The sequence below is a fragment of the Algoriphagus faecimaris genome (assembly GCF_900101705.1).
GTDB lineage: Bacteria > Bacteroidota > Bacteroidia > Cytophagales > Cyclobacteriaceae > Algoriphagus > Algoriphagus faecimaris.
In genome coordinates this window covers 14,788-35,317 of sequence record NZ_FNAC01000023.1, presented here as the reverse complement: position 1 = coordinate 35,317, position 20,530 = coordinate 14,788, and the positions used below count along the sequence as shown (strand labels likewise).

At 40.5% G+C, this 20,530-nt stretch carries 17 protein-coding genes; 16 read left to right on the top strand and 1 reads right to left on the bottom strand.

All coding sequences use genetic code 11. The features are described 5' to 3' along the window. The first annotated feature begins 8 nt into the window (after positions 1-8). The 15 genes from BLQ57_RS12715 to BLQ57_RS12645 all read left to right on the top strand — a co-directional run bounded on the left by BLQ57_RS12715 (position 9) and on the right by BLQ57_RS12645 (position 18,416). A complete protein-coding gene (locus BLQ57_RS12715; protein ID WP_087940248.1) occupies positions 9-1,895 on the top strand; it encodes a cytochrome c oxidase subunit I in 1,887 nt (628 codons plus the stop codon). Beyond that, a complete protein-coding gene (locus BLQ57_RS12710; protein ID WP_087940247.1) occupies positions 1,879-2,955 on the top strand; it encodes a COX15/CtaA family protein in 1,077 nt (358 codons plus the stop codon). The genes BLQ57_RS12715 and BLQ57_RS12710 overlap by 17 nt, the downstream gene beginning before the upstream one ends. Position 2,956: 1 nt before the next feature. Continuing rightward, positions 2,957-3,862, top strand: coding sequence for a heme o synthase (gene cyoE, locus BLQ57_RS12705; RefSeq protein ID WP_087940246.1), 906 nt, complete (start codon positions 2,957-2,959; stop codon positions 3,860-3,862). 4 nt (positions 3,863-3,866) lie between these two features. Beyond that, positions 3,867-4,448: a cytochrome c oxidase subunit 3 gene (locus BLQ57_RS12700; RefSeq protein WP_087940245.1), complete on the top strand. Its 582-nt coding sequence runs from the start codon at positions 3,867-3,869 to the stop codon at positions 4,446-4,448. Positions 4,449-4,475: 27 nt separating this feature from the next. After that, on the top strand, positions 4,476-5,252 hold the full coding sequence (locus tag BLQ57_RS12695) for a cytochrome c oxidase subunit 3 (RefSeq protein WP_087940244.1): 777 nt from the start codon (positions 4,476-4,478) through the stop codon (positions 5,250-5,252). A gap of 16 nt (positions 5,253-5,268) precedes the next feature. Further along, entirely contained in the window at positions 5,269-5,598 is a 330-nt protein-coding gene (locus tag BLQ57_RS12690) for a cytochrome C oxidase subunit IV family protein (protein ID WP_087940243.1), read from the top strand. A gap of 76 nt (positions 5,599-5,674) precedes the next feature. Then, a complete protein-coding gene (locus BLQ57_RS12685) occupies positions 5,675-6,343 on the top strand; it encodes an SCO family protein (protein ID WP_087940242.1) in 669 nt (222 codons plus the stop codon). Next, a complete protein-coding gene (locus BLQ57_RS12680; RefSeq protein WP_087940241.1) occupies positions 6,330-6,881 on the top strand; it encodes a DUF420 domain-containing protein in 552 nt (183 codons plus the stop codon). Before BLQ57_RS12685 ends, BLQ57_RS12680 begins: the two co-directional genes overlap by 14 nt. An 11-nt stretch (positions 6,882-6,892) precedes the next feature. Next, positions 6,893-7,150: a hypothetical protein gene (locus BLQ57_RS12675; protein WP_394331267.1), complete on the top strand. Its 258-nt coding sequence runs from the start codon at positions 6,893-6,895 to the stop codon at positions 7,148-7,150. 54 nt (positions 7,151-7,204) lie between these two features. Further along, a complete protein-coding gene (locus BLQ57_RS12670; RefSeq protein WP_087940239.1) occupies positions 7,205-10,909 on the top strand; it encodes a sensor histidine kinase in 3,705 nt (1,234 codons plus the stop codon). Between the two features lie 40 nt (positions 10,910-10,949). Next, a complete protein-coding gene (locus tag BLQ57_RS12665; protein ID WP_087940238.1) occupies positions 10,950-14,420 on the top strand; it encodes a hypothetical protein in 3,471 nt (1,156 codons plus the stop codon). Between the two features lie 64 nt (positions 14,421-14,484). Beyond that, a complete protein-coding gene (locus BLQ57_RS12660) occupies positions 14,485-15,189 on the top strand; it encodes an SDR family oxidoreductase (protein WP_087940237.1) in 705 nt (234 codons plus the stop codon). A gap of 3 nt (positions 15,190-15,192) precedes the next feature. After that, on the top strand, positions 15,193-17,175 hold the full coding sequence (ispG, locus tag BLQ57_RS12655; protein WP_087940236.1) for a (E)-4-hydroxy-3-methylbut-2-enyl-diphosphate synthase: 1,983 nt from the start codon (positions 15,193-15,195) through the stop codon (positions 17,173-17,175). Positions 17,176-17,247: 72 nt separating this feature from the next. Beyond that, entirely contained in the window at positions 17,248-17,442 is a 195-nt protein-coding gene (locus BLQ57_RS12650) for a DUF6728 family protein (RefSeq protein ID WP_087940235.1), read from the top strand. 224 nt (positions 17,443-17,666) lie between these two features. Further along, the gene (locus tag BLQ57_RS12645) at positions 17,667-18,416 is read left to right on the top strand and encodes an NIPSNAP family protein (protein ID WP_087940276.1); all 750 of its coding nucleotides are present in this window, start codon (positions 17,667-17,669) and stop codon (positions 18,414-18,416) included. A gap of 44 nt (positions 18,417-18,460) precedes the next feature. On the opposite strand, the gene BLQ57_RS12640 is transcribed toward BLQ57_RS12645, so the two are convergent. Beyond that, positions 18,461-20,092: an ABC-F family ATP-binding cassette domain-containing protein gene (locus BLQ57_RS12640; protein WP_087940234.1), complete on the bottom strand. Its 1,632-nt coding sequence runs from the start codon at positions 20,090-20,092 to the stop codon at positions 18,461-18,463. Positions 20,093-20,305: 213 nt separating this feature from the next. Between BLQ57_RS12640 and BLQ57_RS21180 the strand changes: the two genes are divergently transcribed. Next, entirely contained in the window at positions 20,306-20,494 is a 189-nt protein-coding gene (locus BLQ57_RS21180) for a hypothetical protein (RefSeq protein ID WP_169712807.1), read from the top strand. The last annotated feature ends 36 nt before the right edge of the window (positions 20,495-20,530 follow it).

Genomic DNA, 20,530 nt, shown 5'->3' with positions numbered 1-20,530 from the left:
TAAAGATTATGGCTACAGCAACAGTTGCGTCTCATGATTCTGCAGCTCATGATCATCACGATCACGAGCATCATGATAACTTTGTAACCAAATATATTTTCTCTACCGATCACAAGATGATCGCGAAGCAATATTTGGTGACAGGTATCTTTTGGGCACTCATCGGAGGTTTCCTTTCAATCCTATTTAGATTGCAATTAGGATTCCCTGAGATGAATTTAGAGTTTCTTCGTCCTCTTTTGGGTGGATGGATCGACGACGCTGGTAAATTAGATCCCACTTTTTACTTGGCTTTGGTAACAATGCATGGTACTATCATGGTATTCTTTGTATTGACAGCTGGTCTTAGTGGTACCTTTTCCAACTTCTTGATTCCGCTCCAGATTGGTGCAAGAGATATGGCCTCAGGTTTCATGAACATGCTTTCCTACTGGTTCTTCTTCATATCCGGTGTGATCATGTTTATTTCCTTATTCATCAAAACTGGTCCTGCTGGTGGTGGTTGGGTGGTTTACCCTCCTTTATCAGCCTTAGAGCAAGCTATCCCTGGATCTGGATTGGGAATGACGCTATGGTTGATTTCCATGACCTTCTTTATTGCTTCCTCCCTTTTGGGTGGTATCAATTACATCACTACAGTAATTAACTTGAGAACAAAAGGGATGTCATTCTCAAGACTTCCTCTTACCATATGGGCTTTCTTTCTTACTGCTGTAATTGGATTGCTTTCATTCCCAGTTTTATTTGCTGCTGCTTTGTTGTTGGTGTTTGACCGAAGCTTTGGTACTTCTTTCTATCTATCTGATATTTATATTGGAGGTGAAGCTTTACCTAACACTGGAGGTAGCCCTGTTTTGTATCAGCATTTATTCTGGTTCTTGGGTCACCCTGAAGTTTATATTGTATTGCTTCCTGCATTAGGTATTACTTCAGAAGTAATTGCAACAAATGCTCGTAAACCAATTTTTGGTTACAAGGCAATGATTATTTCCATGTTGGGAATTACCATTCTATCCTTCATTGTTTGGGCACACCACATGTTCGTTTCTGGGATGAACCCATTCCTAGGATCTATCTTCATGTTCCTAACCCTCATCATCGCAGTTCCTTCAGCTGTTAAGGTATTTAACTATTTGACTACCCTTTGGAGAGGTAATTTGATATTTACGCCGGGGATGTTGTTTTCAATTGGTCTTGTTTCCTTCTTTATTTCCGGTGGTCTTACTGGTATCTTCCTTGGAAACTCTGCTATTGATATTCAGCTTCACGATACTTATTTCGTAGTGGCACATTTTCACTTGGTGATGGGTTCTGCTTCTTTCTTCGGATTGATGGCAGGTGTATATCATTGGTTCCCTAAGATGTTTGGAAGAATGATGGACGCTCGCTTAGGATATGTTCATTTCTGGTTGACTTTTGTGGGTGTATATATGGTATTCTTCCCTATGCACTACATCGGTATAGCTGGATTCCCAAGAAGATATTACTCTTGGACCAACTTTGAGTTTTCGAACATGTATACAGACTTAAATATGTTTGTATCTGTGGCCGCAATTATCACCTTTGGTGCTCAATTTATATTCTTGGTGAATTTCTTCTACAGCATGTACAGAGGAAGAAAGGCAACAGAAAATCCATGGAGATCCAATACCCTAGAGTGGACTACACCTATAGAACCTGGACATGGCAACTGGCCTGGCGAGATTCCTACGGTTTACAGATGGCCGTATGATTATTCTAAGCCTGGTGCAGCAGAAGACTTTATTCCTCAAACCGTTCCTCTATCAGCTACTCCTGAGTCAAATTTGCCACATGAGCAAGAACAGGTACAATTGGAGATGGAAATTATGAAAGAAGAGTCGGAGGAGTTGGTCACCAATGAATCAAAACACTGATAAAATATTAAACAGCTTCCGTCGAATCAGTACGATTACGGTGGTAGCTGTTTACTTTCTCATCCTTGTGGGTGGGATTGTGCGTAGCACTGGTTCAGGTATGGGATGTCCCGACTGGCCAAAATGTTTTGGGAGCGTGATTCCACCTACAAGTGTGGATCAGCTCCCAAAAAATTATCAGGATATTTATCTTGAAAAGCGTTTGGCTAAAAACGAAAGGTTTGTAGCTAGTCTTGAAAGAATGGGATTTGAGAAAACGGCTGAAAAAATCTCCAATGACAAGTCTATACTTGTAGAGGAGGAGTTTAATGCTACAAAAACCTGGATTGAATACATCAATAGATTGATTGGAGTTGTCATTGGTTTCCTTATTATCCTTACAGTTTGGAAATCCTTTAAGCTATGGAAAACAGATCCTAGAATCACCCTATTGTCCATCTTCTCACTGGTTCTCGTGCTGTTCATAGGATGGATTGGGTCTCTTGTAGTGTCTACTAATTTACTTCCATGGATGATTACTATTCATATGGTGCTGGCACTTTTCCTTGTTTGGATTTTGCTTTATGTAAATCAGCGTTCATCATTACTTCTTGATAGGAAAAGCGTTAGTGTTCAATTTCCTGATAAGATTAAATGGATTCTCATTTTAGGTACATTCCTAATGTTTGTCCAAGTTGTGCTTGGTACACAAGTAAGAGAAGAGGTTGATCATGTGGCTGAGAGCCTAGGTAATTTGTTGAGAGATAATTGGGTTTCTCAGTTAGGAATTAGTTTTCTAATTCATCGTTCTTTCTCTCTTGTCTTGTTGGGCGTTCATGTGGTTTATTTCTTTTGGGCATTCAAATACACCCTTAGAAATTCACCTATCAATGTTTGGACTCAAGTATTGATTTTATTCATATTACTTGAAATTGCTTCAGGGATCGGTATGGCTTATTTTGGTATTCCTGCCTTTCTTCAGCCCATACATTTATTACTCGGTTCGCTGATATTGGGGGTTCAGTTTATATTGATCTATCAATTTAGCGCCAATAAAAAGTACAAGTTAAATCAAATATGAAATGAGGACAGTTGAAACAGCTGACCATGTGATTATAGGTTTTGTTCTAGGAAGAATTAGAGCATACTCTGACTTGCTTAAGTTCAGGCTTTCAGCACTTGTTACCTTTTCTGCCATTTTTGGCTATATACTAGGATATACAGGTGTTAATTTTGGATGGTCAGGGCTTTTAGGTCTTTCTTTAGGTGGATTCCTGATTTCAGGAGCTTCAGGTGCTGCCAATGAAATCATGGAGAGAGACTTGGATAAGCTGATGAAGCGTACGCAGAATCGGCCCCTTCCTTTACAGTTGATTTCTTTAAAAGAAGCCTATTGGTTTACGACCATTATTGCGATTATAGGTATCTCCTTGCTTTGGTTTTTTACTAATCCTTTGACCACTTGGTTGGGGATTTTAAGTATGGTGTTATATGTTTTTGCTTATACACCTCTCAAGCGAGTAGGGCCTATTGCCGTATTTGTAGGAGCAATTCCTGGTGCTATGCCTCCTTTGTTAGGTTGGACCGCCGCTACGGGTGCTATTTCTTATGAAGCAATGATTATCTTCGGTATCCAGTTTATTTGGCAATTTCCTCATTTCTGGGCTATTGCTTGGGTAAGTGATGAAGATTATAAGCGTGCGGGATTTAAGTTGCTTCCAAATGGGGGTGAACAAGATTTGAATACTGCCATTCAAATCATGATCTATACCCTATTTTTGTTGCCTTTGGGTTTATTGCCCATGTATTTTGGTCTCACAGGTCTTAATTCAGGGATTGTAGCTACTGTTTGTGGTGTGCTTTTCCTCGCACAAACTTTCTCATTAATGCGTGATTGTTCCCGAAAGTCTGCGTTAAAAATAATGTTTGGTTCTTTTCTCTATTTGCCGATAGTGCAGATAGCTTATTTACTGGATAAAATGCCTTAATGCTATGGAAAAAGAACTTAAATACGTCGATTTAGTGGAGCAGCCTATCTCCATGCATCCAAAGAAATTTGCACTTTGGCTGTTTATGGTGACGGTGGTAATGATTTTCGCCGCATTGACAAGTGCTTATATTGTAAGGCAAGCGGAGGGAAATTGGCTGGATTATAATTTACCTTCTATCTTTTGGGTTACCTCTGGAATAGTTGTACTGAGTTCAGTGTTTTTGCAGTGGGCTTATTATTCTGCTAAAAAAGATAATATCACCAACCTTAGGATCGGAATGGTTGCTTCAGTCGTTTTAGGAGTCGCCTTTTTGGTGGGGCAATGGTATAGTTGGGTAGCTTTGGTAGACATAGAAGTGTTTTTTGTGGGTAACCCTGCTGGTTCATTTCTTTATGTATTTACCGGATTGCACGCGCTTCATCTTATAAGTGGTGTGATATTTCTGATTATTGTATTAATTTCGACCTTTAGATATAAAGTCCATTCCCAATCAATGAATACCATGGAAATGGCCACTACGTATTGGCATTTTCTTGGTGGATTGTGGATTTATCTATTCATGTTTCTTCTTCTGAATCATTAAAATTAACCTGGTACAAATAAATTAATTATGTCTGCGCATTCTACTGCATTAGGAGTAAGCTCAAAAAGAGGCGTCTGGGGAGGTGGTAACGAACCCCTGAAAGCCAGCTATGGAAAACTGATGATGTGGTTCTTCCTACTCTCCGACATTTTCACATTTGCGGCTTTTTTGATTAGCTATTTAGCTATTCGAGTTAGTTATCCTGCTTATTCAGGTCCTGCTGAGTCATTTGTCGGCTCTAACGAATACTGGCCGGTACCTGAACTTGTATTTGAAGCTGTGCCTTTCCTTCATGGAATTCATGCTCCGTTGGTTTTTGTGGGTATCATGACGTTTATCCTCATCTCAAGTTCGGTGACTATGGTATTGGCGGTAGAAGCTGGTCATAGAAACGATAGAAATGATGTAGTGAAGTGGATGCTTTGGACTATTCTTGGTGGGGTTACTTTCTTAGGATGTCAAGCATGGGAATGGTCTCACTTCATTCACGGTACCGATGCGGGTTCTGTTTTGACATACATCAATGGTCTTAATAGAGAAGTGACTGAAACTGTTTTTGGAGCTAATCTCATGGTAAATGAATATGGGCCTGCGGCTTTTGCTCAGTTATTCTTCTTCATTACTGGATTCCATGGCTTCCACGTTACCATCGGAGTGGTTTTATTATTCTTAGCATTCTATCAAGCAGCAGTGGGAGTGTATGATAGAAGAGGACATTACGAAATGATCGAAAAGATCGGTCTTTATTGGCACTTCGTAGACCTAGTTTGGGTATTTGTCTTTACCTTATTCTACTTGATCTAACAGAAATTCGATTACTATGGAAATTCAAGATACTAAATCGACCCTTGAGGTAACTCCTCGTAACAACGAGAAGATTAAAAAAATCTGGAAAACTGCTGGTATTTTGCTAGCACTTACTATTGCCGAGTTTATCATGGCTTTTACCATGGATAGAGGCATCCTTCTCTATGTACTGTTTATTCTTCTGACCATCTGGAAGGCTAAGTACATCATGATGGAATTTATGCACTTAGGAGATGAGGCCAAGCCTCTCTTTTATTCTATCATCGTACCCTTGATTTTCCTTGTTTGGTTGCTGATAGCCTTAGCCAAAGAAGGTACTGATATCTTTATGATGCGTTGGTAGAATTAATTTATAATAAATTCAAAAAAAGTAGGTTGGAGTGAGACACTTCAACCTACTTTTTTGTTAAAAGCATATCATGAGAAGTTTACGAATCCTACAGGGCCTTGTATTGGTCTGTATATTAATGGTCCCAGTATTGATTGTTCTTTTCCTCAAGAGCTTTGGGCAAAACCAATACGATTTGCCTATTCTTTATCCTTACGGAATAGATGATCCCTTTGAAGAATGTCCTGCAACTGACAGTACTCAGCATTACATTCCTGAGTTTACTTTTACCAATCAAAATGGCGAAGCGGTGGGAAGAGCAACAATGGAGGGCAAAGTAACTATATTGGATTTCTTTTTCACTTCTTGTCCAAGTATTTGCCCCATTATGTCCAAGGAAATGGAGCGTGTCAATGACATGTTTAGAGAAGAGAAACAAGTGCAAATTTTATCTATAAGTATAGATCCTGAATACGATACGCCTGAAATATTGAAAGAGTATGCAGAGCGGCATGGTGCTCAAGCTGGAAAGTGGGATTTTCTCTCAGGACCAAAAGATGAGACCTACGCCTTAGCAAGGTGTGGATTTGCTCTTCCCACCTTAGATGGATTGGGCAATCCTGATGATTTCGTCCACAGTGATAAGTTTGTGCTGATAGATGAACAGGGTCGAATCAGAGGATATTACAGTGGCACGAACAGAGAGGATGTAGATTTGTTAATGTTGGAGACTAAAGTACTATTATATGGAAGCAAATAATTCAATACTTGAAAATGAGGGTAAAGTTAAGAACTGGATTATCTTCATTTCTATCTTGGTGCCCGTTGCTGTGGCTGTTTTACTCTTTATGCCTCAAAAGGTAAATGTTGGAGCGGATTGGGTTTACTTTTTACCCCATCTAAATGCTATTATCAATACTGCGGCTAGTCTAGCCTTGATTTTAGGTTTGGTTTTTGTCAAAAAGAAGATGTATTCCTACCATGGGGCGACAATGAGTGTAGCCTTCGGTCTTGGGGCTATATTCTTGGTTTCATATGTAATTTATCACGGGGCTGCCGAGAGTACTCCATTTGGAGGCGAAGGATGGATTAGAAGTGTTTACTATTTTTTATTGATCACACACATCATTTTTGCTGCTGTGGCACTTTTTCCGATTCTTTTCGCTTATTATTATGGGTATACAGATCAGCGGACCAAGCACAGGAAGGTAGTTAAATATGCTTACCCAATTTGGCTTTACGTATCTGTGACGGGAGTGATTGTGTACTTGATGATCAGTCCTTATTACAATTTCTAAATGATCCTGAGATGATGAAGCGAAGTATTGGTATTACAATCTTGACCTTTTTGATCACTATTGGGTTTCAATTGAACACTTGGGCCCAATGTGCTATGTGTAGGGCAAGTGTAGAAAACAATGTCAGTAATGGAGACACAAGTATAGGTGCAGGATTAAATAACGGGATTTTGTATTTATTCGTCATGCCCTATTTGATAGCAACTGTCATAGGAATTCTCTGGTATCGAGCAGCAAAAAAAAGAAAGTCCAAATTGGCAATTCGATAAATGGAAGAAAGCAAAGTTTGATAGCGAACTTTGCTTTTTCTATTTTTAGACCAAATGAACCACGAACTCCGTAGGCTGATTATTTTAATCAGCGCCTTTTCTTTATTGGCAGTCCTAATACTCAACTTCTTCTTTTTTCAAAAAGGTGAGGAAGAGTCTTTTTTTGAGGCCCTGCAAGAAGAAGTATTAGAGGTAGATCGGGAGTTTGATGAAGACTTTATTCAGGTTTTGATGGCGATAAGGCCTGATGAAGACATTACTTTCGAAAAAATAAGTACCCCTTATCATAAGCACCCTTTTTTCATACTTGATGGAGAAAAAAGTTTAAAATTTTGGTCAGACTTTACTGTTTGGCTGGACTTCGATAATGTCGACTTGAGTAGAGAGTATCAGCTACTTCAAGATCCGTACGGTACTTTTTTACTCAAGAATCGAAAAATCAGTAGAAATGGGGGTAATTTCTACATGGTTCATGCTTTTAGGTTGATTTGGCCAGGCACGATAGAAAATGAATACCTGAATTCGGGACCCAATCAGCGCTTATTTGGAAATGATCAGTTGGCGATCAAAGCTTTGGATGAGGATTCAGAGTTTAGTGTGACCAATGCTGCGGGGATACCTTTATTTGGGATAGATTTTAACTTTGGATATCGGCCTGCTGGTAGACTTTCAAATCCTGCAATACTGATATTTTTTGTTTCGGTCTTTCTACTTTACTTTATTTTGAGTTCAGACTTTGTTCTCAATCAATGGAAGAAAGGACGAAGATGGAAGGCAATTGGCTATGGATTCCTAATTGTATTTGCCTTTCGAATGGTGATGTTGGTTTTGGCTTTCCCCGGCACCTACTTTAATTTTGGACTTTTTGACCCATCTCAATATGCATCCTCCTGGCTAAACCCTAGTTTGGGTGACCTGCTTTTGAATACGCTTTTCGGTGTCTTTTTAATCGGTATGGTGATTTTTCAGTTGGCTTCAGAGCGTACCCATCAAAAGATGAAAATTCTTGATCAGCGTCAAGATTTGTTCCTTTTTGGAGCTTTGGTTTTTGTATTACTGACTCTGTGCTTTGGACTAATTTGGAATTTACCGGGAGATTTGATTTCCAATTCCCAATGGCCTCTTGATATTACTTCGATTCCGACGTTTGGCTGGTTTGAGGGGATTAGTTTTCTGATCATTTTTCTTTGGTCCGCAGTTTATGGTTTATTATCACTTACCTTAATTAGCCTATTATTTGAGTTGGAGCAGCGGAAGGTTTTCTTCTACAAGTCCATTTTATTTTTGGGGCTTCCGGTCAGTCTTGGTTTACTCTTTTGGGATATTTGGATGGCAGTAGCTTGGACGATTCATTTGTTTTTTTTGCTTTTGGTGGTTAGGGTTCAACTTTACCGTAATGTATTTCGCCTTGGGCTCAATACCTTCTTGACTTTTTTCTTCACCAGTTTGATCGTAGCGATGATTGCAGGCATCAGTACCTTTCAGACTGAAGGAGAAGAGTTGAATCAAAGTAAAACACGCTTTGCCAATCAGAACTTGATAGAAAGCGATGTAATGACTGAGTTTTTTCTCAGTGAGATATTTACAAGGATCAAATCAGATTTGTTTATCCAAAATAGGCTAGCAGATCCACTTTTGTCCAAAGAACCCATTGAGACTAAAATCAGGCGTGTTTATTTGGATAATTACTTTGATCAATTTGAAGTTAAAATCCGGATTTTTTCTTCAAATGGACAAACCTTAGCTGGAGACCCTGATTCTCGATCTTTGGGGGAATTGAGAGATCAGTACATCAAATCTGACTATTTGACCTCACTTCGGGATTTATATTTTGTTCGAGGGAATGAGGGCAATTTGGGGAATCAATTTGTAGGCTTTCTACCCATAGCAAGAGATACAGATCCTCTTGGTTTGATTTATCTGGAGCTCAAGCAGCTTAGAGTTCAGCCGGGATCGGTCTATCCCAAGCTTCTCTTGGATAAAAAGTACAACAATCAGCTAGATCCATCTCGCTTTGATTATGCGGTATTCAAAGAAGGAGAACTTGTCCGAAATGCAGGGGCCTTTAACTATTTGAATTCGGGGCTTTACGAAAGATTGGAGGATAAAAAATTACAGGGATCAGGAATTCATGAGGCAGGCTATCATCATTTGGGAATTCAAAATGGTGATGAACTGATTGTGATTTCCTCACCTAATCAGCCCTTTTCCTATTTTTTCGGAAATATTTCGCTCTACTTCGTGATTTTTGTCTTTTTAACCTTTTTGACCATCCTTATTAACACGATTGTCAAAGGCTATAAAAACTTTGAGTTTAATTATTCGACTAAACTTCAGCTTTATCTCAATTTTGCCTTTTTCTTCCCGATCATCATTATCTCTATCATCACAATTGGTCTTTTGGCAAATAGTTACAGAGCCGATTTGGATAGACAGTACATCCAAAAGGCAGCATTGATCAGAAGTAATCTGTCGAGTTTTCTAGGGAATAGGCCGGTAGGTCAGATCAATCAAGATGCGCTAAATGAAGAGGTGATTTCCCTCGCAAATACCGTAGCAGCCGATATTCATATCTATTCCAATGAAGGGAGATTAGAAGCCACGAATCGATCCAATATTTTTGATAAGAAAATTCTTGCTCCTCGTATCAATCCTCGAGCACTCTCTGAGATGATGGAGCAAAATCAACTTCAATTTCTTGCAGAGGAACAAATCGGTAGGTTAAAGTATAAAGCGGTTTATTTGGCTATCCCTTCTACAAGTGAACAAGGAGTGGCAGCGATCCTGTCGGTTCCCTTTTTTGAATCAGAAGCTGAATTGAATTCCTTGATTTCTGATGTGCTCAGCAATATTTTCAATGCTTTTGTCATCATCTTTATTCTATTTTTGATTGTATCCTACTTCGTTTCCAAGAATCTGACCTTGCCATTTAAGCTGCTCACTCAGAAGATAAAGACGACAAATCTTGAAAACAACGAACCTATGCTCTGGGAGAGTAAGGATGAAATTGGGCTCTTGGTCAATGAATATAATAATATGCTCTTCAAGCTGGAAGCGAGTAAGAAGGTGTTGGCTTCTACTGAGAAAGAATCCGCCTGGCGGGAAATGGCAAAACAAGTGGCTCATGAAATTAAGAACCCACTAACTCCTATGAAGCTGACTTTGCAGCACCTGCTTAGGCTGCAAGAGGCAGGTCGCTTGGATGACTTGCAGAAGCTTCGGACTTCCTTGGAGACACTCATCCATCAGGTTGATGCCCTGAGTGGGATAGCTTCTTCTTTTAGCACTTTTGCCAAAATGCCTTTACCGAAAAATGAGCGCCTGAATTTTAAATCTTTGGTGATTCGAGTTTTGGATTTATTTAAGAATGATGAGAGGGTGCAGCTTCACTTTAAGGATGATTCTTTCGTCGAAGAAATACCCATCATGGGCGATGATAAATTATTTGGAAGGGTGATTTCAAATTTGATCATAAATGGCGTGCAAGCGGTAGATGAAGGTCAGGTAGCGGAAGTGAGAATATGGCTTTGGATGACTGAGCAGGCGGTTTTCTTAGAAATCACTGACAACGGAAAAGGTATTCCTCCTGAGCTTAGAGATAAGATTTTCATTCCCAATTTCAGTACTAAATCGACTGGTTCTGGATTAGGTTTAGCGATTGCCAAAAGTGGAGTAGAAACCGCCGGTGGTAAGATTTGGTTTGAAACGGAGATGGATAAGGGCACCACATTTTACTTGACCTTTCCCCTAGCTGAATAATCTCCTATTTTAGTACCTTGGACCGATAAAGAGGTGCGATTTGAAAAAACAGCTACTTTTCTGGGTTTTGATTTTGCTGGGTGTTTTGACCTCTGAGGTAGCCGCACAGGTGAATTGTCGATGGATTTCAGTAGAAGAGCTGAGACAGGGAGTAGAATTGGACTCACTGTCAGGGATAGAAGAGACGATCCTTTTGAGGGATAGCCTTGAACAGCGGTATGCTTTCCGCTTTGACCTGAGTTCCAATCGTATTCAACTGATCGATGAAGTACCTAATTTCATCTCTTCCCTACAGCTTTGCTACCGTACATTTAATATCAGATTTGATAGGCCTATAGCCAAGCGCAGTCTGGAAGTGGATTATGATTCTACGGCAAGATTTACCGACAATCGAAACGTACAAGCTCTGGATTGGGACTTGAATGAGGAGTTGTTCCCTAGTACTTCGCTTTACAAGAGTGGAAGTCTTACCCGGGGGATCTCTTTTGGAAATGCTCAGAATGTCTTTGTGAACTCTAGTCTCAATCTGCAGCTTGAGGGAGAGATATCAGAAAATCTTCGAATCAGAGCTAGCATTACCGATCAAAATGTTCCTTTTCAGCCTGAGGGAAATACGCAACAGATACAAGATTTTGATAATGTTTTGATTGAGCTGTTCAATGATGATTTCCGATTGGCAGCGGGAGATGTGGTTTTGACGCAGCGTCAATCTGAATTTTTGCGGTATTACAAAAATGCTCAGGGTCTTCAACTGACTACTCAATATAAAATGGGGGAGGAATGGAAAGCGAGTACCCAAGCTTTTGCGTCCGTGGCCAAAGGTAAATTTGCTTCCATTCAAGTGCCGATTTTGGAGGGAGTTTTGGGTCCTTATCGCCTCAATGGTCCAAATAACGAACGTTTTGTTATTATCATGGCTAATTCAGAGCGGGTGTTTCTGGATGGCAAGTTGCTTCAGAGAGGTTTTAATGCTGATTACGTCATAGACTATAATCAAGCTGAAATCACCTTTACTCCGAAGGTTTTGATCACCCAATATTCCCGCGTTAGGGTGGACTTCGAATATGCAGAGCGAAATTATTCTCGGTCCATAGTAGGTGCCAATCATCTTCAAACGAATGGTAAGGTAGACTTGTATCTGAATTATTACCAAGAAAAGGACAATCGGAATAGGCCTCTGTTTGCGGAATTTTCTAACGAGGAGCTGAGTTTGTTAGCCTCAGTAGGAGATCGAATTGAGCAAGCTAGAATCCCCCGGATTGACAGTGTGGCCTTTGATCCCACTCGGATTCTTTATGAGCGCATCATCGAGGAGGATGAGCAAGGGAATTCTTTCGTCTATTATCGCTACTCTACGGATCCGAAAAAAGCTTTTTTTGACCTTTCCTTTGCGCAGGTAGGACAAGGTAATGGCGACTATCGTAGAGTGAATCAATTATCAAATGGAACCGTCTACGAGTATGTGCCTCGATTGAATGGAATCTCCCAGGGAGATTATACCCTATTGACACAGCTCGCAGCTCCTGATAGTAAAAACATGCTTACGGCAGGTGCACGATTTAACTTGAGCGACAAGGATAAAGCTTACACTGAATTTGCACTTTCAAATCGTGACCAAAACTTGTTTTCTGATATTGATAATCAGGATAATCAAGGTTTTGCCATGAAGGTTGGATATGAGGCTGGGCAGCGGGATATCTCACTTTTGAAAGGGTATAAGATTTCTGGAAAGACAGAACTTGAATACAATTCGACTCATTTTAATTTTATTGACCGTTTTCGCTATATAGAATTTGATCGGGATTGGGGGCTGACCACAGAAACCCTGAATAATGCCGCCCCGGAGCGCTTATTTCAGGCAGGAGTCAATCTGGACAAAAACAGTAAAAATAAATTTCATTATTTATTTTATGCCCGTGACAGAGGAGATGTTTTGGCGGGTGTGCAGCATAAAGCGACTTGGGATTTTCAGCTGGGAGATCGATTTCAAGTCAACAATGAGTGGTTTAACCTTACTAGTGAACTGAACTCTGCTAATTCGGAATGGGTCCGATACTTGGGAAAGGTAGCCTATCAATCTAAATTAATAGTGCCTGGCTATCAGTTTTCCTTAGATAGAAATGTACTCAGGCAGGCAGAGACAGATTCTGTCATCAGTACGGCAATGAATTTTCGTGAGCACTTAGTTTTTCTTCAAAACCCGGATAGTTCCTCCTATACTTTCCGATTGGATGCTGCCTGGAGAACAGATAAATTACCATTTGCTGGAGTTTTACAAGATGATACGGAAGCTTTTACTTCTAATTTTTCTTTTGGCAAACAGTGGAAAAGTCATCAGTTGAATAGCACCTTTACCTTCCGCCGCTTGCAGTTTTTACAGCGAGAGTTGCCTGTGGAGGAAACGGTGATGGGAAAGCTGGATTATAGCGGCAGTTTGGTAGGGAATCTGATACGCAACGAATTGAGTTATGCTATCGGAAATGGGAGGGAGCTTCAGCGGGAATTTGTTTATATCCCAGCGCCGAATGGAGACGGAACTCATACTTGGCGGGATGATAATGAGGATGGGATTCAGCAGCTTAATGAGTTTTACTTAGCCATCAATCCAGAAGAAAAATTATATATCAAGATCTTCGTGCCTACAGATACTTATGTTCAGGCTTATACCTCACTGTTGAATTATAGAGTTCAGGCCCGATTGCCTGAGACTTGGAAAGAAGCCAAAGGACTGAAGTCTTTTTTGTATAAGTTTTCAAACACATCCAGCTTGAGTGTAGAGAAGAAAATTACTTCTACTGATTTTTTAGATCGAGTTAATCCTTTCATCGGAGGGATTAATCGGGAGGAGATTTTATCCTTGAGACAGGTGATTCGCTCCAGTTTGTTTTTCAACCGGGCTTCAGCAAGGTACGGTTTCGACCTTTCGCTATTTGACTCGCAATTGAAGCAGCTACTTTCAGGAGGTTTTGAGGATTTGATTCAGAAAGATTGGAAATTGAATACTCGGTATAATTTTTCTCCTCGATCTACCCTGAGAGTCCTTGGGGGATCGGGGAATCGGATTTCTTCGTCTGATTTTTTAGATAATCGAAATTACCATATTCAGCAAAGGACTCTCGGGCCTGAATTTGCCTGGCAGCCGAATGCTTATTTTAGAACTACAGGGACATATTCCTTTACTTCAAAAGAAAATATTGATAATGAGGAGTTTCGCGAGCTGGCAGCCGTGCATCAGTTGGGATTGGATATCCGCTATGCGAAAGCTATAAAAACCACCTTGACGGGGAATTTAAAATGGATTCAGATTGATTACAATGGGCAGGCAAACTCTCCCGTAGGCTATGAAATGCTACAAGCTTTGACAGAAGGAACTAATATCACCTGGTCGATAAATTGGCTACAAAAAGTGGGTAATGGCCTTCAGGTCAATGTGGCATATGAAGGAAGAAATTCACAAGGGTTAAATCGTATAGTCCATATCGGACGCATGCAAGTCTCTGCGCTCTTTTGATAAAAAAATGTAACTTTGTTCCACTTAGATAGTTGTCATACTAACTATTAAAACACGAAATAAAATGCCTAATAGCATATTAGTTACCGGTGGCACCAAAGGCATCGGAAGAGCGATCATCAAGAGGTTTGCAAAAGAAGGTTTTGATATCGCTACCTGTGCCAGAAATGAATCAGACCTCAAGCATCTCAAAGAAGAATTAGAAAGTCAGTACCCTGCTATAAGAGTTTTAGCAGAAGTTGCTGATTTGTCGAAGAAGGAAGTCGTTTTGGCTTTTTCAGCTAAAGTAAAAGAGTTTTGTACTCCGGATGTTTTGGTCAATAACACAGGTTTGTTTTTGCCTGGAGCGTTGCACGATGAGCCTGAAGGTAATTTTGAATTGATGATGCATACTAATCTTTTTTCAGCCTATTATATGACAAGGGCTTTTACCCAGGAGATGATCAATCGTCGCTCAGGTCATATTTTCAGTATAGGTTCTATTGCAGGACTGACAGCCTATCCTAATGGAGGAAGCTATGCGGTTTCCAAATGGGCTATGCTCGGATTGACTAAATGTCTACGAGAAGAAATGAAGCCGCATCAGGTCAAGGTCACCTCGATTCTTCCTGGTGCTACTTACACTGCTAGCTGGGAAGGGGTGGATTTGCCTATAGAGCGATTCATGAAGGCTGAGGATGTAGCGGAGGCAGTATGGGGAGCCTATAACCTTTCGCCACAGACCGTGGTTGAAGAAGTAATTATCCGTCCACAACTTGGAGATTTATAAGCCATGGAACCTACCACCAATACGCTTGATTTTCGCTATTGCGATAGCCTGACCAAATACGTCCGAAGAAAAAGTATCCCTGTCAAAATCGGGGATGTAATCATCGGAGGTGATAATCCTATCGTAGTGCAATCCATGACCACAGTGGATACGATGGATACACAGGGCTCAGTGGAGCAATGCATCCGAATGATAGAGTCGGGCTGTGAGCTGATTAGAATTACTGCTCCAAGTATCAAAGAGGCAGAAAATCTGAGAAATATAAAAGCAGAGCTACGTAAGAGAGGTTATAATACTCCTTTGGTAGCAGATATCCACTTCACACCCAATGCTGCAGAGATCGCTGCGGGTATCGTCGAAAAAGTGCGAATCAATCCGGGTAACTATGCGGATAAAAAGAAATTTGAAGTCATAGAATATACGGACGAAAGCTATCAGGAGGAATTGATGAGAATACGTGAGCGATTTCTCCCTTTGATTAAAATCTGTAAAGAAAACGGTACGGCGATGCGCATAGGTACCAATCACGGTTCACTCTCGGATAGAATCATGAGTAGGTATGGTGATACGCCTTTGGGTATGGTCGAGTCCGCCTTGGAGTTTCTCCGAATCTGTGAGGATGAGAATTACTATGATATCGTGATATCGATGAAGTCATCCAATACGCAGGTAATGGTGCAAGCATACAGGCTATTGGTGCAGAAGCTCGATGAGGGAGGTTTCAAGCCTTATCCTTTGCATCTAGGTGTGACTGAAGCCGGTGAAGCAGAAGATGGTAGAATCAAATCAGCTGTAGGAATAGGAACACTCCTGGAAGATGGACTCGGAGATACTGTCCGCGTCTCATTGACAGAAGATCCGGAGTTTGAGGCTCCTGTTGCCCGGGCACTGATCGAGCGATATGCCTATAGGTCATCTCATGATATGATTCCTGAGATTAAAACTTACCCCCTTCGTCCCTTTGAATATTCCAAAAGAATCAGTGCAGAGGTATTTAATTTTGGAGATCATAATGTTCCTAGAGTGATCACAGACATTTCCAGAATGGATCGTATTACCGAAAAAGAAATCAAAGCGGTAGGCCATTTTTATCTCCCCGAACTGGATAAGTGGAAGATGAATGATCAAGGATGTGATTTTGTGTACACAGGCATCAATCCGATTCCTTTCATGCTTCCCAATGGGATGAGAGAGATCCAAGACGCATCAGTCTGGGCTCATATGAAAGACCAAAAAAATAAATATCCTCTCTTTACTTTGGCAGAATATAAGGTCACGATGAACTTTCACCCAGAGCTCAATTTTTTAGAAATAAACGACCTTCAGGTGGAGGAGGCCATCAATAGCCTCGTGGGAAGAAAAGACACAGTTCTAATCCTCAAAACAGAAAATACGCATACCATGCCTGCTTTAAGAAGGGCTTTTGTGAGTTTGCTCGAGGCGGACTGTAGGGTGCCAGTGACAGTAAAGGTCAGCTATCCTGATCAGGCTGCCGATCAGACCATGCTTTATGCAGCGACGGATGTAGGAGGACTTCTTGTCGATGGACTCGGGGATGGGATAATGCTGTCATTGGAAAAAGAAGGTTTCCATACCAGAGTGGAGGTCATTGAGCAGATCAAATTGCATAATTCGGTTTCTTTTGGAGTATTACAGGCGGCTCGGACGAGAATGTCAAAAACCGAATACATTTCTTGTCCTTCCTGTGGACGCACGCTCTTTGACTTGCAGGAAACGACTGCTATGATCAGAAAGCGAACTGATCATCTCAAGGGGGTCAAAATCGGCATCATGGGTTGTATCGTGAATGGTCCTGGCGAGATGGCGGATGCAGACTACGGCTATGTGGGCTCTGGAAAAGGAAAAATCACCCTCTACAAAGGCAAAGAAGTAATGAAGCGATCAGTGCCTTCAGAAAAGGCGGTAGATGAATTGATCAATATCATTCGTGAGGATGGTATGTGGATAGAACCAGAATCCATCTAATCTACAAGTCTGTCTTATACTTAAAATAAACTATTCTGTAGCACAACCTGTTTTGAGAGAAATCAGCAAATTATGTCAGATAACAATAAAGTAAAGGAATTCTTCAAACTTGGTGAAGTAGGTAATTACTTTATCCGAGTATTTAAAAAATCAGACCCCAATCAAAAGTCAAATTTGAACTTACGGATGATGCATGGAATTAATAAAATTTCAATCATTGTATTTCTATTTGCCATCATTGTATGGACATTGAAGCGCCTGATGTAATCGGCCTCATTCTACTGCTGAAATCCCGAATGCTCTAATAATAGGATTCGGGATTTTTTTATACAGAAAGCTAACATCCAAAAATCGAACATCTTGCTAGCTCTCGGCCGAAAAGTATTAGTCTATTTGATCAAAAATCACCAAAGGAGTAATAAGGGTTTTAGAGTTGGATTTTTAGGGCTATTTTGGAAAATAAATCTATTCACCTATTCAACCCAAAATCGATGAAAAAGCTATTAGCCGGGATATTTTCCCTTTTCTTGGTATTGCAGCTTCAAGCGCAGCAGTCACCGTTTACCAAATCCACGTATTTCGAAATGAGGACCTACACTGCTCATGAAGGGAAATTAGCTGATTTGGTCAAAAGATTTGAAAATCATACGACCAAGCTATTCGAAAAGGCAGGAATGGAGAATGTAGCTTATTTTTCACCCTTGGATGAATCGGATAACACCTTGACTTATATTTTGGGTTATCCCGATGTCAGTGCAAGAGATCGCATGTGGCAGTCTTTTTTAAATGATCCCGATTGGAAAAAAGCCTATGAAGAATCACGCAAAAACGGACCCTTGGTTAAAGATATTGTAGAAACCTACATGGTCTTGGCTCCGGAGCTCAATGACCTTCCCATGCCTATGCCGAGTGGAGTGTTTCAGTTGAGAACCTATTATTGTTTTGATGGTAAAATAGAGAATATTCAGGCGAGATTCAGAGATCATACTCGAGCGCTGTTTGAGAAGCAAGGCCTGAAGAATTATCCCTATTTTCTTACTGTAGAAAAAGACGGTTCACAGCCCAAACTCATTTATTTATTGGGGCATGACAATCAGGAAGCCTATGAAAGAGCCTTTCAGAATTTTGCCAAAGATCCGGAATGGATCAAAGTAAGAGATGCTTCTGAGCGGGATGGAAAAATTGTAGAGAAAGTAGACGCTAAGTTTTTTAAAGCTTTGCCTTTCTCCAAGATGAAATAATGGAGTAAAAAATCCCGAGTAAATGGCTCGGGATTTTTTTGAGTTTACCGTTCTACTTCTTTTAGGTTTTCCAGCTTTTTATTTCGGAGAAACCCGTTGATATCTTCGAAATGCTCCTTAACTCTTTTATTGCCAAATTCGAAAACTTTGGTGACCAAGCCATCTAAGAAATCCCGATCATGAGAAACTACGATCAAAGTACCGTCGAAAGCTTTCAAGGCGTCTTTGATAATATCCTTGGTTTTCATGTCGAGGTGATTGGTCGGTTCATCAAGGATCAATAGGTTGACAGGCTCGAGGAGAAGTTTAATCATCGCAAGACGGGTTTTTTCTCCACCGGAAAGGACCTTTACTTTTTTATTGATGTCGTCTCCTTTAAACATAAAGGCGCCGAGCAAATCTTTGATTTTCGATCTGATTTCACCGACAGCTATTTGATCTATAGTTTCGAAAATTGTCAAGCTTTCGTCTAGTAATGAGGCCTGATTTTGAGCGAAATATCCAATCATGGAATTATGTCCAAGTTCGCATTTCCCTTCAAAATCAATTTCTCCCATAATCGCTTTGATCATGGTGGATTTACCTTCTCCATTTTTACCGACAAAGGACACCTTTTGTCCACGCTCGATAGTCATGGAGGCGTCTTTGAAGACCAGGTGATCGCCATAGCTTTTGCTCAATTCCTCTACGATCACAGGGTATTTGCCCGATCTAGGTGATGGAGGAAAGCGCAATTTCAAGGCTGAAGTATCTACTTCGTCTACTTCTACGATATCGAGTTTTTCCAGCATTTTCACACGGGATTGTACTTGTAGGGTTTTGGAGTAGGTTCCCTTAAATCGCTCAATAAACTGAGTAGTTTCGGCAATGAATTTCTGTTGCTCTTCGTAGTGCTTTTGTTGTTGCTCTCGACGCTCTTTCCGGAGCTCTAGGTAGTGGGAGTATTTGGCTTTGTAATCATAAATTCTACCCATCGTCACCTCGATTGTGCGGGTAGTGATATTGTCTACAAAAGCTCTGTCATGAGAAATCACTACAACAGCCTTGGCTTTATTCATTAAAAAATCCTCCAGCCATTGGATGGATTCGATATCCAAGTGGTTGGTAGGTTCATCCAGCAGAATTAAGTCTGGCTTTTGGAGCAAGATTTTGGCTAGTTCGATCCGCATACGCCATCCTCCGGAAAACTCTGAAGTGGCTCTTTGCAAATCTTCCCTTTCGAAGCCAAGCCCTAAAAGTACTTTCTCTACCTCCGCCTCGTAATTTACTTCCTCGATTGCATAAAATTTTTCGCTCAATTCGGAAACTTGCTCAATCAGCTTGTAGTATTCTTCTGATTCATAATCGGTGCGCACAGTCAGCTCTTCATTAATTTTTTCGATCTCAGCCTTCATATTGAGGTAGCTGGCAAAAGCTTTTGCCGTCTCATCAAGGACAGAGCAATCGTCTGAGGTCAAGAGATGCTGGGGAAGGTATGCAACCACAAAGTCCTTTGGAGCGGAGACCATACCGGAAGTAGGTTTGCTTTGGCCTGCTATGATCTTAAGTAAGGTCGATTTACCAGCTCCATTTTTACCCATCAGAGCGATTTTGTCATTTTCATTGATGGCGAAGGAAATATTACTGAAAAGTGCCGTACCTCCATGCTGCACGGTCACATTGTCTACTGATAGCATAAATTTGAATTTGAAGCCGCAAAGGTAAGGAATGAGGGTTGATTTACTTAAGAAATGTCTTCTCAATGAAAATTCAACTGGATTAAATCGGAAAAGTAATCATAGGCTTGATTTTTATTTTATCAAAAAAATCTTGAAATGAATTGCATATATATATATATTAGAAGATAACTTATTTAAAACATTTTAAATATAAAAAAAATCAAAAAAAATATGTCTTTTGTAATATTGATAGGTTTAATATCGATATTGCCGTCATTTGCTCAGGAGTCAATCCCTGAATTTGGGTGCGTCCCATTTATGACCACTTGTGGAGAAGCGGCTATTGCTTGTGGTTTTTCAGAAGCAGAGAGGGTCCAAGATGCCGCACATTGGGAAAATTTTTTCTGTGGAAATCCGTAATCAGGATAGACAGGTAGATTTGAATTCTCCCTGTTT